General features: G+C 75.4%; 9 protein-coding genes. All 9 read left to right on the forward strand.

Annotated features, from left to right (window positions below; genetic code table 11):
• Positions 1-52 precede the first annotated feature (52 nt).
• The 9 genes from FBY24_RS14445 (at position 53) to FBY24_RS14485 (ending at position 15,284) form a co-directional block, all read left to right on the forward strand.
• Entirely contained in the window at positions 53-1,033 is a 981-nt protein-coding gene (locus FBY24_RS14445) for a PhoH family protein (RefSeq protein WP_140458659.1), read from the forward strand.
• Positions 1,030-1,482 (forward strand): rRNA maturation RNase YbeY, encoded by a 453-nt coding sequence (gene ybeY, locus FBY24_RS14450; RefSeq protein ID WP_142161635.1) that lies wholly within the window; start codon positions 1,030-1,032, stop codon positions 1,480-1,482. The genes FBY24_RS14445 and ybeY overlap by 4 nt, the downstream gene beginning before the upstream one ends.
• Positions 1,479-2,852, forward strand: a complete 1,374-nt coding sequence (locus FBY24_RS14455; RefSeq protein WP_142161637.1) for a hemolysin family protein — start codon at positions 1,479-1,481, stop codon at positions 2,850-2,852. The genes ybeY and FBY24_RS14455 overlap by 4 nt, the downstream gene beginning before the upstream one ends.
• A complete protein-coding gene (gene era / locus FBY24_RS14460) occupies positions 2,849-3,766 on the forward strand; it encodes a GTPase Era (protein ID WP_140458662.1) in 918 nt (305 codons plus the stop codon). The genes FBY24_RS14455 and era overlap by 4 nt, the downstream gene beginning before the upstream one ends.
• 66 nt (positions 3,767-3,832) lie before the next feature.
• Positions 3,833-5,422 carry a S9 family peptidase gene (locus FBY24_RS14465; RefSeq protein ID WP_174243500.1) on the forward strand — a complete coding sequence of 530 codons (1,590 nt, stop codon included), beginning with the start codon at positions 3,833-3,835 and terminating at the stop codon, positions 5,420-5,422.
• Between the two features lie 85 nt (positions 5,423-5,507).
• Positions 5,508-6,395, forward strand: a complete 888-nt coding sequence (locus FBY24_RS14470; protein WP_142161641.1) for a PP2C family serine/threonine-protein phosphatase — start codon at positions 5,508-5,510, stop codon at positions 6,393-6,395.
• Positions 6,392-7,756 carry an FHA domain-containing protein gene (locus FBY24_RS14475; protein WP_142161643.1) on the forward strand — a complete coding sequence of 455 codons (1,365 nt, stop codon included), beginning with the start codon at positions 6,392-6,394 and terminating at the stop codon, positions 7,754-7,756. Before FBY24_RS14470 ends, FBY24_RS14475 begins: the two co-directional genes overlap by 4 nt.
• Entirely contained in the window at positions 7,753-9,264 is a 1,512-nt protein-coding gene (locus FBY24_RS14480) for a serine/threonine-protein kinase (protein ID WP_142161645.1), read from the forward strand. The genes FBY24_RS14475 and FBY24_RS14480 overlap by 4 nt, the downstream gene beginning before the upstream one ends.
• Complete coding sequence (locus FBY24_RS14485; RefSeq protein WP_255432408.1) at positions 9,261-15,284, forward strand: tandem-95 repeat protein; 6,024 nt, start codon at positions 9,261-9,263, stop codon at positions 15,282-15,284. The genes FBY24_RS14480 and FBY24_RS14485 overlap by 4 nt, the downstream gene beginning before the upstream one ends.
• The last annotated feature ends 3 nt before the right edge of the window (positions 15,285-15,287 follow it).

Genomic DNA, 15,287 nt, shown 5'->3' on the forward strand with positions numbered 1-15,287 from the left:
CCGCCGGGACGCACCCCACGAGCCGAAGGAGCGCACGGCGCCTGCCGAGCACATGACTGAGACCTCATCACCGCACCCGCGCGTGGAGCACCGCGTCACCGTGCCCGCCGAGGTCTCGATGGTCGAGCTCCTCGGGCAGCGCGACGAGGTGCTGCGCGCCGTCGAGGACGGCTTCCGCACCGTCGACGTGCACGTGCGCGGCAACGAGGTGACCCTCGCCGGCACCCCCGGGGACGTCGCCCTCGTGACCCGCCTCGTCGACGAGCTCGTCGACATGGCCGCCGCCGGCACCCCGCTGAGCCCCGACGTCGTGCGCCGCACCGTCACCATGCTCGCCGCCGGCGCCGACGCCCGGCCCGCCGACGTCCTGACCTTCAACATCCTGTCCTCGCGCGGGAAGACCATCCGCCCCAAGACCGCCGGCCAGAAGGACTACGTCGACGCGATCGACCGGCACACCGTGACCTTCGGGATCGGCCCCGCCGGCACCGGCAAGACGTACCTGGCCATGGCCAAGGCCGTGCAGGCGCTGCAGGCCCGCCAGGTCAACCGCATCGTGCTGACCCGCCCCGCCGTCGAGGCCGGCGAGCGCCTCGGGTTCCTGCCCGGCACCCTCGCCGACAAGATCGACCCCTACCTGCGGCCGCTGCACGACGCGCTGCACGACATGGTCGACCCGGAGTCGATCCCGCGGCTCATGGAGGCCGGCACCATCGAGGTCGCCCCGCTGGCGTACATGCGCGGGCGCACCCTCAACGACGCGTTCATCATCCTCGACGAGGCGCAGAACACCTCGACCGAGCAGATGAAGATGTTCCTCACGCGTCTGGGCTTCGGCTCCAAGGTCGTCGTCACCGGCGACGTCACGCAGACCGACCTGCCGTCCGGCACGACGTCGGGCCTGCGCGTCGTGGAGAGCATCCTGGCCGACGTCGACGACGTCGCGTTCTGCCGGCTGAGCTCCCACGACGTCGTCCGCCACCGCCTGGTGGGGGAGATCATCGACGCCTACGCGAGGTGGGACAGGTCATGAGCATCGAGGTCAGCAACGAGTCCGGGCACGAGGTCGACGAGGCGGAGTTCGCCGCGCTCGGCCGGTACGTGCTCGACGCGATGCACGTGCACCCCCAGGCGGACCTGTTCGTCCGCCTCGTCGACACCGACGCGATGAGCGACCTGCACGTGAAGTGGATGGACGAGCCCGGCCCGACCGACGTGCTCTCGTTCCCCATGGACGAGCTGCGCCCCGGCCGCGAGGGCGACCCCACCCCGCCCGGCGTGCTCGGCGACGTCGTCCTGTGCCCCGAGGTGGCCGCCACGCAGGCGCGTGCCGCCGGGCACTCCACCGTCGAGGAGCTGCTGCTCCTGACGACCCACGGGATCCTGCACCTGCTCGGCTACGACCACGCCGAGCCGGAGGAGGAGAAGGAGATGTTCGCGCTCCAGCGACAGCTGCTCCTGACCTTCCTCGCCGGCCGATGACCGGGACGCCCGTCGCGCTGCTCCTCGCCGTCGCGGTCGTCGGGTTCGTCCTCGCGGCCGCGCTGTCCGCCGGCGAGGTCGCGGTGCTACGGGTCACGCGCTCGCGGGTCGCCGAGCTCGAGGCCGAGCGGCACCGTGCCGCGGGGCGGGTGCTGCGCCTGGTCGAGCAGCCCGAGCGGGTCGTGGCCGCGGCGTCGTTCGTGCGGATCCTCGCCGAGACGGCCGCGGCGGTCTGCCTGACGCTGGCCATCAGCGCCGCCGGGGACCTGTCGTGGTGGGCCACCGCGCTGCTGGCCACCGCGGCGTGCGGCGTCGTGGCGTTCGGCCTCGTGCGGGTCAGCCCGCGGTCCATGGGCCGGCGCCACCCCGCCGGCGTGCTGACCGCGCTGTCCGGGCTGCTGCTGGCCGTCGCGTGGCTGGCACCGGTGGTCTCGCGCGCGCAGCCGGCGGGCGAGGGGCCCAGCGAGCAGGACGAGGACGAGCTGCGGGACATGGTCGAGCGCGTCAGCGAGTCCGAGGCCATCGAGGACACCGAGCGGGAGATGTTCCGCTCGGTGCTCGAGCTCGGGGACACGCTCACGCGCGAGGTCATGGTGCCGCGCACCGACATGATCACCACGCACGCGGACACCCCGCTGCACAAGGCGCTGGCGCTGCTGCTGCGCTCCGGGTTCTCCCGGGTCCCGGTCGTGGGGGACTCCGTCGACGACCTCGTGGGCGTGCTGTACCTCAAGGACGTCGTGCGCCGCCTGCCCGAGCGCGGCACGGCCGCCGCCGGGGAGCCGGACCCGCTCGACGCGCCGGCCTCGTCCCTGGCGCGGCCGCCCGTGTTCGTGCCGGAGTCCAAGCCGGTCGACGACCTGCTGCGGGACCTGCGCGACGGCTCCTCGCACATCGCGCTCGTCGTCGACGAGTACGGGGGCATCGCCGGCCTCGTGACCATCGAGGACGCGCTCGAGGAGATCGTCGGCGAGCTCACGGACGAGCACGACCCCAGCGCGCCGGTCGTCGAGGACCTCGGCGACGGCGTGTACCGGGTGCCGGCGCGCATGGGCCGCGACGAGCTCGGCGACCTGTTCGGCCTCGAGGTCGAGGACGAGGACGTCGACACCGCTGCGGGCCTGCTGGCCAAGGCGATCGGCAAGGTCCCGCTGCCCGGCTCCGCGGCCGACGTCCACGGCCTGCACCTGGTGGCCGAGCGCGCCGAGGGCCGCCGCAAGCGCCTGGCCACGCTGCTCGTCAGCCGCACGCCCGACCCCGAGGCCGACGCCGAGGACGCACGCACCCCTGGCCGCGGCACCGCCGCGCGCACCCCCGCCCGTGGCACGCCCCAGGTGCGCCCGACGTCCGCCTCGGAGGCGACCCGATGACCCACCGCTCCGGCTTCGCCTGCTTCGTCGGGCGCCCCAACGCCGGCAAGTCCACGCTCACCAACGCCCTCGTCGGGCAGAAGGTCGCGATCACGTCGGGCCGGCCCCAGACGACGCGGCACGTGGTGCGCGGCATCGTCCACCGCGACGACGCCCAGCTCGTGCTCGTCGACACCCCCGGCCTGCACCGGCCGCGCACGCTGCTCGGCGAGCGCCTCAACGACCTCGTGCGCGACACGCTGACCGAGGTCGACGTCGTCGGGTTCTGCCTGCCCGCGAACGAGAAGATCGGCCCCGGCGACCGGTACATCGCCGAGCAGCTCGCCCGCCTCGCGCCCGAGGGCCGTGCCGGGACCCCGGTGGTCGCGGTCGTCACCAAGGCGGACCTCGTGCCGCGGGGCCGACTCGCCGAGCAGCTGCTCGCCGTGGACGCGCTGGGGGAGTGGGCCGACGTCGTGCCCGTGTCCGCCCGCGACGGCTACCAGGTCGGCGAGCTCACCGAGGTGCTCGTGGGCCACCTGCCCGAGGGGCCGGCGCTCTACCCGGACGGCGAGCTGACGGACGAGCCCGAGCAGGTCATGGTCGCCGAGCTCGTGCGCGAGGCCGCCCTCGAGGGCGTGCGCGACGAGCTGCCGCACTCCCTGGCCGTCGTCGTCGACGAGATCGTCGAGCGCGAGGAGCCCGCGCGCGACGGTGTGCCCATGCTCGACGTGCGCGTCCACATGTTCGTCGAGCGTGACAGCCAGAAGGCCATCGTCATCGGCCGCGGCGGCGCGCGGCTGCGCGACGTCGGCACCCGGGCGCGCACGGAGATCGAGGCCCTGCTCGGTGCGCGCGTGTTCCTCGACCTGCACGTCAAGGTCGCCAAGGACTGGCAGCGCGACCCCAAGCAGCTCGGCCGGCTGGGCTTCTGATGGCGGTGCTCGTGACGGCTGGCCCGATCGCCACGGTCCCGGCGTGAGGACCGCGCGCCGATGGGCATGACGACGACGGCCGCGTGGCGCCGTGTGACCCGCACCGGCGAGGGCGACGGCGTGCCGACCGCCGCCTACCGCGTCGCCGCGGCCGTCGCGCTCGCCCTGCTCGTGCTGGCGGCCCTCGGCGCGGTCCTCGGGCCGCAGTGGGACCCCGAGCTCATGCACGACTCGATCCCGGTGACGACCCGCTCCACCGCGATCGGCGACGCGCCGCTCGCGCAGACGTACGAGGTGCGCACCGAGGACGTCCGGGTCGAGCTCGACGGCGGGTGGGTCGAGGCCCGGCTGAGCCTGCCCGTGGGGGCCACCGGACCGCTGCCGGGAGTGGTGTTCGTCCACGGGGCCGGCACCGGGCGGTTCACGCAGGCGTTCGTCACGCAGGCGCACGCGCTGGCCGCGTCGGGCGTCGTGGCGATGGTGCCGAACAAGCGCCTGGACACCTACACGCTGCGGCACCGCGACTACGTCGAGATGGCGGCCGACTACGCCCGGTCCGTCGACGTGCTGCGCGCGCGGCCCGAGGTCGACCCCGCCCGCGTCGGGGTGTACGCGGAGAGCGAGGGCGGCTGGATCGCGCCCGTCATGGCCGCGCAGGACCCCGACCTCGCGTTCGTGGTGCTCGTGTCCTCGCCCGTCGTGCCGCCGCGCCAGCAGGCCGCGTTCGCCGTCGACGCCTACCTGCGCAACACCGGGGTGCCGCAGGGCGTCTTCCGGGCCATCCCGCGCGCCGTGGGGCTCACGTCCTTCCCCGGCGGCAACTTCGACTACATCGACTTCGACGTCACGCCGTACCAGCAGCGGATGACGCAGCCCGTCCTGGTGGTCTACGGCACGGGGGACGCGTCGATGCCCATCGAGCAGGGCGCGCTGCAGGTGCTGCACGACACCGCGCAGGCCGGCAACGAGGACGTCACGGTGCGCTACTACGACGGGGCCAACCACGGCATCCGCGTCGGCGGCGACGTCGTCCCGGCGTTCCTGCGGGACCTGTCCGGGTGGGTGCGCGGGCTGCCCGGCACGGCCGGGGCGACGCCGCAGGTGGCCGGCGAGCAGCCCACCCAGGTGTACCTCGCGGGGCCCGTTCCCCAGCCGCGGTGGCTCGTCGACGGTTCGGTCATGCTCGCGACCGTCGTCGCGGCGGCGGGGATGCTGGCGCTCGCCGGTGCCGCGGTGGCCCTCGACCGGGGCGTGCACGAGGTGCGCACGCGGCGCAGGCAGGACCTGACGGCCGACGAGCGGGCGGGCCACCGTCTCGCCCCTGGTGTCGTGGGCCCGCTCGTCGCGCTCGGTGCGGGCGCGGCGGTGACCGTCGTGGCGCTGGTCTGGTACCTGCTGTCGGTCGCACGTCTGGCGATGGACTACCAGCGGGACCCGTGGGTCGTGCAGGGCGGCTGGCTCACGGTGCGTGTGCTCGGCATCATGACGGTGGTGGCCGCCGTGCTGCTCGGGCGCCGCGTCCAGGCGGTGCGCCGGGCCGGGCGGCGGGTCGCGCCCGGGCTGGTCCGCACGGCCGCGGTGTGGGTCGTGGTGGCCGGTGCGGGCGTGCTGCTCGTGGTGCTGGCCTACTGGGGCGTGTACCAGCTGGGCATCTGACGCGCGCCGGGGATGAGCCCCGGGCCCCGCGTGGGGCACCATGTGCGCCGGTGCAGTGACGGGTGACGGAAGGTCGGGTGGTGCAGTGCGGACGTCGTGGGGTTCGGCGACCGATCGCGGGAGGGTCCGCGAGGTCAACGAGGACGCCCTGCTGGCGTACCCGCCCGTGTTCCTCGTCGCCGACGGGATGGGCGGGCACGACGCAGGGGACCTGGCCAGCAGGATCGCCGTGGAGGAGTTCGCCCAGCTGGCGGGGCAGCCCACCGCGACGGCCGACGACGTGCACGCGTGCTTCGCGCGGACCTCGACCCGCATCCGGGCCGAGTTCACCGGCGGGCGCCAGGGTGGCACGACCGTCGCGGGCGTGGCCGTCACCGAGCACGACGGCGGGTACTACTGGCTGGTGTTCAACGTCGGCGACTCGCGGGTGTACCGCTGGTCGGACGCCGCGCTGGAGCAGGTGAGCGTCGACCACTCGGTGGTGCAGGAGCTCCTCGAGGCGGGTCGGATCACGCCCGCGGAGGCGGGCCGGCACCCCGAGCGGCACGTGCTGACCCGCGCCCTGGGCACCGGCGAGCCCCCGGAGCCCGACTACTGGCTGCTGCCCGCCGGGGTCGACGACCGCCTCGTCATCTGCACCGACGGCCTCACCCGTGAGCTGACCGACCTCGACGTCGAGCGTGCGCTGCTCCGGTCCGCCGACCCGCAGGAGGTGGCGGCCAACCTGGTGCAGGACGCGCTCGCGCACGGGGCCCGCGACAACGTCAGCGTCGTCGTCGTCGACGTCGCGTCGCCCGCAGGGGCCCAGGAGCAGGTGCAGATGACCGTCCCGCGGCCCGCCGAGCTCGGCCCGCACCTGTGGGACGAGATGCTCAACGGATCGACCGTCCCGCGCGGGCCGAGGGACACCACCGACGCCGGGCACGACGCCGGCACGAGCGAGCGGCCCGAGCCGCAGGAGGACCCGCGATGAGCGCCCACGAGCACCACGAGTACGTCCCGGGCGACTGGACCGCGGTCCTCGGCGACGGGTTCGTCGCCGTCGTCGAGCCCGGCACGGCCACGGCGACCGTCGACGGCCTGTGGCAGGTGGCGCGCGACGGCGGCGGCGTGCTCGCGGCCCTCGGCGTCCTCGCGGCCGGCGGGTTCGCCGACCTGCCGGACTTCGTCGTCGTCGACCTGGCCGCCGGCGGCGACGTGCACGCCGTGCTGCGCGGCGACATCCACCTGGCGGTGCCCGGCGCGGACGGCGCGCAGGACGTCGAGGCGCAGCCCGGGGCCGTGTGGACCGAGCACCGTGCGACCTCCGCCGGCGGGGCGACGATGCGCGTCGGCGGCGCGGGCACGCAGGGCCGCGCGTGGTGGCCGGTGCGGTCGGGCGTCGTGCGGGCGTCGGCGGTGCGGCTGGCCGGGGCGCAGGACGCCGCGGCCACCGGCGCGCCGGTGCGGGCCGCGGACGTCGCGGTCCCCACCTCGGGCGCCGCACCGGGTGCGCTGCGGGAGCGGCGTGGCTCCGGCCGGGCCGCGCGCTCGGAGGCGAGCATCGCCGCGGCGACGCTGGGCGCCCCGGTCGTGGCACCCGCGCCGGACCCCGTCGGAGGTGCGGCGGGCGCCGACGTCCCCGTCCCGGCGGACCTGCCGCCGCTCGACCTCGTGCCTGACCCGGCGCCCGTCGTCGAGGCCGTCGGCACCGCCACGCCGTGGTGGGCCGGCGACGACGGTGGCGCGGCCGCGGACCCCGTGACGCCCGTGCCGGACCTGCCCGTGCTCGAGCCCGCCGCCGACGAGCCGTTCGTGCTCACCCCGGCGGACGTGCCGACGCCCGCCGTGGCGGACGTGCCGATGATCCGCGTCGGCACGCACCAGCCCGGCGACGACGACCACGACGGCATGACCATCCTCTCGAGCGACCTCGCGCAGATCCGCGACCAGCTGCCGACGTGGAGCCAGGACGCCGTGCCCGGGCCGTTCCTCGCACCGGTGCCCGCGCCGCTGTCCGCGCGTCTGGTGCTCTCCACCGGGCTCGTCGTCCCCCTGGACCGTTCCGTGCTGCTCGGGCGCGCGCCCCAGGTGGCCCGCGTCACCAACCGTGAGCTGCCGCGGCTGGTCACCGTGCCGAGCCCCAACCAGGACATCTCGCGCACCCACGCCGAGGTCCGGGTCGACGGCGAGCACGTCGTGGTCACCGACCTCGACTCCACCAACGGCGTGCACGTCTCGCGCGCGGGCGACGGCGTGCGCCGGCTGCACCCGGGCGAGCCGAGCGTCGTGGCCACCGACGAGGTCGTCGACCTGGGCGACGGCGTGACGTTCACGGTGGAGCGCACGGCGTGACCGCACGGCGCGCGCCGTCGACGCCCCCGCGGCTGCCCGGGTACGAGCACGTGCGCGTGCTCGGGCTCGGCGGGTTCGCGGACGTGTTCCTCTACCGCCAGCTGCTGCCGCGCCGCGACGTCGCGGTCAAGGTGCTGCTCGCGGGGAGCCTCGACGACGACGTGCGCGAGCGGTTCCAGACCGAGGCCAACCTCATGGCCCAGCTGTCGCACCACCCCTCCATCGTCACGATCCACCAGGCGGCGATCGCCGACGACGGCCGCCCCTACCTCGTCATGGAGTACTGCTCGCGCCCGGGACTGGCCGACCGGTACCGCGTGGAGCGGCTGTCCGTGGCGGAGGTGCTGCGCGTGGGCGTGCGCCTCGCGTCGGCGGTGGAGACCGCGCACCGGGCGGGGATCCTGCACCGCGACATCAAGCCCGCGAACGTCCTGACGACCGACTTCGGCTGGCCCGCCCTCACGGACTTCGGGATCGCCGCGACGACGGGCCCGGGCGCGGGCGCCGCCACCGGGATGTCGATCCCGTGGTCCCCGCCGGAGCTGCTGGCCGAGCCGCCCGCGGGCGACGTGCGCTCCGACGTGTACTCCCTCGCCGCCACGATCTACTCCCTGCTCGCCGGCCGGACGCCCTTCGAGGTGCCCGGCGGGGCCAACAGCGCCCAGCAGCTCGTCGCCCGCATCGAGCGTGCACCCGTCCCGCCGATCGGCCGCGACGACGTCCCGGCGACGCTGCACGCGGTGCTCGACCGGGCGATGGCGAAGAACCCGTCGCGCCGGTACCCGTCGGCGGTCGCGGTCGCGCGTGCGCTGCAGGAGGTCGAGGCGTCCTTGCACCTGCCGGTCACCGCGCTGGACCTGCCCGACGAGGGGCTGCGCGAGGCCGTCGACGCCGGACCGTCCGTGGCGCCGGACCCCGACGACGCCACGCGCGTGCGCTCGGTGCTCCAGCTGGACCCGGGGCCCGCACCGGCGCCGGCACCCGTCGCCCTCGACGACGGCGTGACCCGACGGCGGCCCGTGCTGACGTTCGACCCCGCACCCGTCCCCGGCGTGGCCGAGCCGACGGGGGAGCCCGACGCCCCGCCGACGCGACGCCGGGTCGCGGCCGCCGTGTCCGCGGTGGTCGTCCTCGCCGTGGTCGCCGTGCTGCTCGTCGTCACCCTCGGCGGGCGGGGCACGCCCGGGCCGGGGCCCGCCAGCACCGAGTTCACCTCGCCCCCGCAGGAGCCCGTCGCCGCTGCCGTGCCCGCACCGGTCGGCATCGCGGGCACCCGTCTGGCGGACGGGTCCGTCGAGGTCACGTGGCAGAATCCGGACCCGCAGGAGGGTGACGCCTACCTGTGGGGGATCCTGACCGCGACCGGCGAGCCCGAGCTCGTCCTCGTCGACGAGCCCCGGGCCGTCGTGCCCGCGCAGCAGGCCGGTGAGGAGGTGTGCGTCCAGGTGTCCGTCGTGCGCGTCGACCGCAGCTCCTCCGCCCGCCCGGCCCAGGGGTGCGTGCCGTGACCTGGTGGGACCCCCGCACGTGGCGCCGGCGGCCCATGACCACGGCCGCCGCGGTCGTCACCGTCCCCGCGCTCGTGCTGTCCCTCGCGCTGCTCGACCGCGGGTTCCCGCTCGCGCGCGTCGAGCTCAACGACGGCGGCGTGTGGCTGACCGCGACGAGCCAGCTCAGCCTCGGCAGGTACAACGTGCCCGTCGAGGAGCTCGACGGGGGCCTGGTCACCACCGGTGGCACGTTCGACGTCCTCCAGGACGCCGGCGACGTCCTGCTGGTCGAGCCCGCCGTGCTGTCGGTCGTCGACCCCGTGACCGTGACGACCACCACCCAGGTCGCGATCGGGGGCGTCGACGTCGACATGGCCGCGGGCCGGGTCGTGCTCGTGGACCGCGACGGCGGCGTGTGGGTGCGGACCATGACGACGCTCGACGGGCTGCGCGTCGAGGACGACGCCCCGGACCTCGAGCTCGGCGAGGGCGGGCGGGCCGTCGTCGCGACGTCAGGCGTCGTGCTGGCCGTCTCGCCCGAGGACGGTGCGGTGACCCGGGTGCCGGCCCTCGACGGGGCGGTGCAGACGGAGGAGGCCGGTGCCTTCGGGGCTCTCGAGCTCGACGCCCTCACCGCGGTCGGCGACGAGGCCGTCGCGCTGTCGGGCAGCACCGTGCACACGCCCGGCGGCGCCGTCACGGTGGACGACGAGGGCCTGGTGCTCCAGCAGCCGGGCCCGCAGGCGTCGTCGGTGCTCGTGGCGGGGTCGTCGGCGCTCTGGGAGGTGCCGCTCGACGGCGGCGCCGCGCGCGAGCACCCGACGACCGGCTCGGGCCCGCCCGCGGCTCCCGTGCGGGTCGGGTCCTGCGCGTACGCGGCGTGGTCGTCGACCGTCGGGTCGTCGTTGCGCCTGTGCGACGGGCAGGACGCGGTCGTGGAGGACCTCGAGGGCATGCGGCCGGGGGACACGCTGGCGTTCCGCGTGAACCGCGGCATGGTCGTGCTCAACGAGACCGCGGGCGGGCGCGTGTGGCTGCCGCAGCTCGACACCCAGGTGCGGGTGCCCAACTGGGAGGACGTCGTCCCCGAGGAGGACCCCGAGGACTCCCAGGAGGAGTCCGACGGCGCCCAGGTGACCCAGCAGCCGGTGAACGAGTGCGCCGAGCAGAGCACGGCGCCCGTCGCCGTCGACGACACGTTCGGCGTCCGGCCCGGGCGCACGCGTCTGCTGCCCGTCATCGACAACGACTCGTCGTCCGACTGCGGGATCCTCGTGGTCTCCGAGTTCGCGCCGCTGCCCGAGGAGTTCGGCACGGTCGAGGCCGTGCAGGGCGGCCGGGCGCTCCAGGTCCGTGTCGCCGACGGCGCCACCGGGTCCGCCGAGCTGACGTACACGGTCACGGACGGACGCGGGCTGAACGCGCCGTCGACGGCGACCGTCGTGCTGACGGTCAGCGACGGCGACGCGCCGCCCACCCAGGTGCGCACGTCCACGGCGACCGTCGACGCCGGCGGGTTCGTCGAGCACGCGGTGCTCGCCGACTTCGCCGACCCCGACGGCGACGACCTGCTGCTCGTCGGCGCGAGCGCCGACCCCGCGGCCGGGACCGCCCGGTTCCGGCAGGACGGCGTGCTGACGTTCACCGCCGACGGCGGCACCCTCGGGCGCACCCAGGTCACCGTACAGGTCAGCGACGGCACGAACGTCGTGGACGGCGTCGTCGAGGTCGACGTGCGCGCCGCAGGCTCCGTGCCGCCGCGCATCGACCCCGTGCACGCCGTGACGTACGTGGGCCAGGAGGTCACCCTCCGCCCGCTGGACGCCGTGCGCAGCGGGTCGGCCGAGCCGGCCCGCCTCGCCGCGGTGGGCGAGGTCGCCGGCGCGACGATCGTCCCGGACCTGCAGCAGGGCACCTTCACCTTCCGGGCCGCCCGCTCGGGTCCCTTCTACGTGCAGTTCGTCGTGACGGCCGCGCCGCAGCAGGCCACGGGCCTCGCGCGCATCGACGTGCTGGAGTGGCCGGAGGAGGCCCTCCCCCCGGTTGCCGTGCGCGACGTGGCGTACCTGCCGGCCGGTGGCGAGGTCACCGTCGACCCGCTCGCCAACGACGAGGACCCCGCCGGGAACGTGCTCGTGGTGCAGCGCGTCGACGTGCCGGACGGCAGCGGGCTGGAGGTCGCGCTCCTCGAGCACCGGTACGTCCAGATCAGCGCCCGACGCACCCTGGACGCGCCCGTGGTGCTCGACTACCAGGTGTCCAACGGCTCGGCGAGCGCGGTCGGCCAGATCGTGGTGCAGCCCGTGGCGCCGAACGCGTCCCAGCAGCCACCGGTCGTCCCGAACGTCGAGGTCCGGGTCCGCACGGGCGGCGTCGTGACCATCCCGGTGCTGGAGGGGGCGTCCGACCCGGACGGCGACGAGCTCACGCTGCTGCGCCAGCTGCCCGAGCCGCTCGCCGAGGGCCAGGGCCTGCTGTTCGTGTCCGGCGACGTGCTGCGGTACCAGGCGCCGGACGAGCCGATCACGGCCCGCGCGACGTTCGCGGTCGAGGACGCGACCGGCAACGTGACCGCCGCGACCGTCACCGTGCGCGTGCACGAGTCCGACCCCACGACGAAGTCGCCGCCCCGCCCGCGGGACGTGGTCGCCCGCGTCTTCGAGGGGGAGACCGTGCGCATCCCGATCCCGCTGGTCGGCATCGACGACGACGGCGACGGCGTGACGCTGCTCGGCCAGGCCAGCGCCGCCACCCTCGGCCGGGTCACCACGACCGGGCCGGACTGGCTGGAGTACGAGTCGTTCGCGGGGAGCACGGGCACCGACACCTTCACGTACGCCGTCGAGGACTGGGTGGGGCAGCGCGCGGTCGCGACCATCCGCGTCGGCGTCGCCCCCCGGCCCACCCAGGCCTCGACCGTGCAGGCGCGGCCCGACGAGGTGACGCTGCGGCCGGGGCAGCGGGTGGAGGTCCGCGTCCTGGCCAACGACCTGGCGTCCGGCGCCGGCGAGCTCACGCTGGAGGAGATCGTCGACATGCCCGAGGGCCTCGACGCCGAGGTGGCGGGGCGCCGGATCGCCCTGACCGCCCCGGACGAGGCGGGGGTCCTCCTCGTCGTCTACCGCGTGGCCGACAGCCGCGGCGGCACGGACACCGGCGTGCTCACGGTGACCGTCGACCCCGACGCGCCCGTGCTGCCGCCGGTCGCCCGGGACGTGACCGTCCCCGCCATCGACACGCTCGGCCGCACCGAGGTGCGGGTCGACGTGCTCGAGGTCGCGCAGAACCCGTCCGGTCCGACGTCCGACCTCGAGGTCGGGGTGCCCACGTCGCACCGCGACGTGGCGCAGGTCACCGACGAGGGCGACGTCGTCGTCACGCTCGCCGACCAGGCGCAGACGGTGCCGTACGTGCTGGTGAACAGCACGGACCGGTCCGCGTCGGCGTACGCCTTCATCACCGTCCCGGCGCTCGGCTTCTTCCCGCCGCAGGTGCGCCCCCGCGCCCCCGAGCTGCGCGTGGCCGAGGGCGAGCAGCTGCGGATCGACCTCGGCGAGCAGGTGCAGGTGGCGCCCGGGCGCACTGCACGGATCGCCGACGCCGGCCAGGTCACGGCGGTCAACTCCGACGGGTCGGCGCTGGTCCAGGACGACGACCTCGAGACCCTGCACTTCCGCGCCCGTGACGGGTACGTCGGCCCCGCGTCGATCAGCGTGCTCGTCACCGACGCGACGGACGCCGGCGACGAGACGGCACGCACGTCGCTCATCACGCTGCCCATCACCGTGTACGCGCTCGACGACTACCCGCCGACGTTCGGGCCCGCCGCCCTCGACGTCGGCCAGGGCGACGCGGCGCGCGCGGTCGACCTCCTGTCGTTCACCACGGGCCCTGAGGGGCCGGCGACCGTCGAGGACGGCTACACGTACCGCATCACGTCGCCGCCGGTGCCGGGCTTCACGGTCGCGCTCGACGGGTCCGATCTGCGGGTGTCGGCGAACGCGTCGACGCCGCGCGGCACGACCGCGCAGGTCGAGGTCACCATCGGGTACGGGCGGGCCGGCAGCATGACGACCGTCGTCGACCTGGCCGTCGTGGCCTCGACGCAGCCGCTGGCGACGGTCCGGGCCTGGGACGTGCCCGACGGCGTCCAGGGGCAGACGACGTCCGTGCCCGTGCTCGACGACGCCTACAACCCGTTCCCCGGCTCCCCGCTCACCGTCACGGGTGCCACGGTGGAGACCCCCGGGGCGGGGACCGCGTCCGCCACGAGCTCGAGCGTCGCGGTGCGGCCGGCCGACGACTTCGTCGGGCAGATGTCGGTGCGCTACCGGGTCCGCGACGCCACGGGGGACCCGGCGCGCGAGGTCGAGGGCCGCGTCACCGTGCGCGTGCGCGGCGTGCCCGCGACGCCCGTGCCCCCGCGGGTCGGCGAGGTCCGCGACCGCACCGTCGTGCTGTCCTGGACGGCGCCCGACAGCCGGGGCGAGCCCATCACCGAGTACCAGGTCACCGCTTCCCCGAGCGGGCGCACGTACCCGTGCGCGAGCACGACCTGCACGATCGACGAGCTCCAGAACGACGTCGAGCACACGTTCACCGTCGCGGCGCGCAACGCCGTCGGCTGGTCCGAGCCGAGCGCGTCGTCGGCCCCGGCGCGCCCCGACGCGGTGCCGGACGCCCCGGCGGCGCCGTCCCTGGAGGACGACGACCGCGCGCTGACGGCCACGTGGTCCGCCCCGACGTCGACCGGGTCGCCGATCACCAGCTACACGCTGGAGATCACCCCGGCCCCGGCGTCGGGCCCGGCGGTCGTGACGACGCCGACGACGTCCTACCGGTTCACGGGCCTGACCAACGGCACCGCCTACACCGTGCGGGTCCGCGCGCAGAACCGTGCGCCCGAGCCGAGCGCGTGGAGCCCCTCGTCCGCGCCGGAGACACCGGCGGGCGTACCCACCACCCCCGTCGTGACCGCCGAGCGCAAGACCCAGCCGTGGGGCGACACCGCCGCGATCCAGGTGAGCTGGACCGTCGCGTCGAGCAACGGCGACGAGGTGGCGGAGTACGAGGTGCGGGTCGACGGTGCGGCGACGTGCGTGTCGAACGGTCCGACGTCCTGCACCATCAGTCCCGCCGAGCGGGGCAGGACGTACGCGATCGCCGTCCGGGCGCGCAACAAGGCCGGGTGGTCCGCCGCCGGCACCACCACGGGCGAGACGATCAGCGCACCGACGGCGCCGCAGAACGTCGCGCTGACCGCCGGCCCCGACGCCGACTTCGGCCAGGGCACGGCCGAGCTGACCTGGAACGCGCCCACCAGCACCGGCGGGGCGGGCATCACGATCACCGGCTACCGGATCACCGGTCCGAACCTGGACACGACGGTCGGTCCCACGGTCCGCTCCCGGTCGTTCTCGGGTCTCGGCGCGGGCGCTCTGGGGCCCTTCACCGTGACGGCGACCAGCTCGCGCGGGCTCAGCGGTGACGGTGCGACCTCGGGGAGCGTGACGATCCGCACGCGGCCGCAGCAGCCGACCGTCACCGCGTCACCCGGTGGCGTCGACGAGATCGTGGTGTCGTTCGCCGACAACGGCACGGGCGGTGCCTCGATCGACGCCCGTGAGTACCGCGTCGACGGTGCGCCCGTCGGGTCGGTGGACTCGCCGTACAGCACGCAGGACCGCACGAGGTTCGAGTACCGGGTGCGCAACGCCGTGGGCTGGAGCCCCTGGGCCTCGGCCGAGTCCGACCCCGGTCAGCCCAGCAGGGCGACGGTGCGCGCGCAGGTCCTCGACGGGTCCGGCACGGGTGCGCTGCGGTTCCAGATCGTGCTGGAGAGCGACGGTGGCCGCGGCGTCGAGCAGGTGCAGTGGCAGCTCGCCGGCCCCGAGAACGGGTCCGACGACAACGCCGCCGTCGACGACACCGTCACGCTCAACGACCTCGACGCGGGCACGTACACACTGACGCTGCGCGCGCGCAACGCCGTCGGCTGGAGCGACTGGACCGCACCCCTCGAGGTGATGGTGCAGTGACGC

The sequence above is a fragment of the Cellulomonas sp. SLBN-39 genome, from assembly GCF_006715865.1.
Taxonomy (GTDB): domain Bacteria; phylum Actinomycetota; class Actinomycetes; order Actinomycetales; family Cellulomonadaceae; genus Cellulomonas.

Excerpts from the sequence above, each read along its gene's own strand:
- FBY24_RS14445 (WP_140458659.1), top strand. The coding sequence starts at position 53 with ATGACTGAGACCTCATCACCGCACCCGCGCGTGGAGCACCGCGTCACC.
- ybeY (WP_142161635.1), top strand. The coding sequence starts at position 1,030 with ATGAGCATCGAGGTCAGCAACGAGTCCGGGCACGAGGTCGACGAGGCG.
- FBY24_RS14455 (WP_142161637.1), top strand. The coding sequence starts at position 1,479 with ATGACCGGGACGCCCGTCGCGCTGCTCCTCGCCGTCGCGGTCGTCGGG.
- era (WP_140458662.1), top strand. The coding sequence starts at position 2,849 with ATGACCCACCGCTCCGGCTTCGCCTGCTTCGTCGGGCGCCCCAACGCC.
- FBY24_RS14465 (WP_174243500.1), top strand. The coding sequence starts at position 3,833 with ATGACGACGACGGCCGCGTGGCGCCGTGTGACCCGCACCGGCGAGGGC.
- FBY24_RS14475 (WP_142161643.1), top strand. The coding sequence starts at position 6,392 with ATGAGCGCCCACGAGCACCACGAGTACGTCCCGGGCGACTGGACCGCG.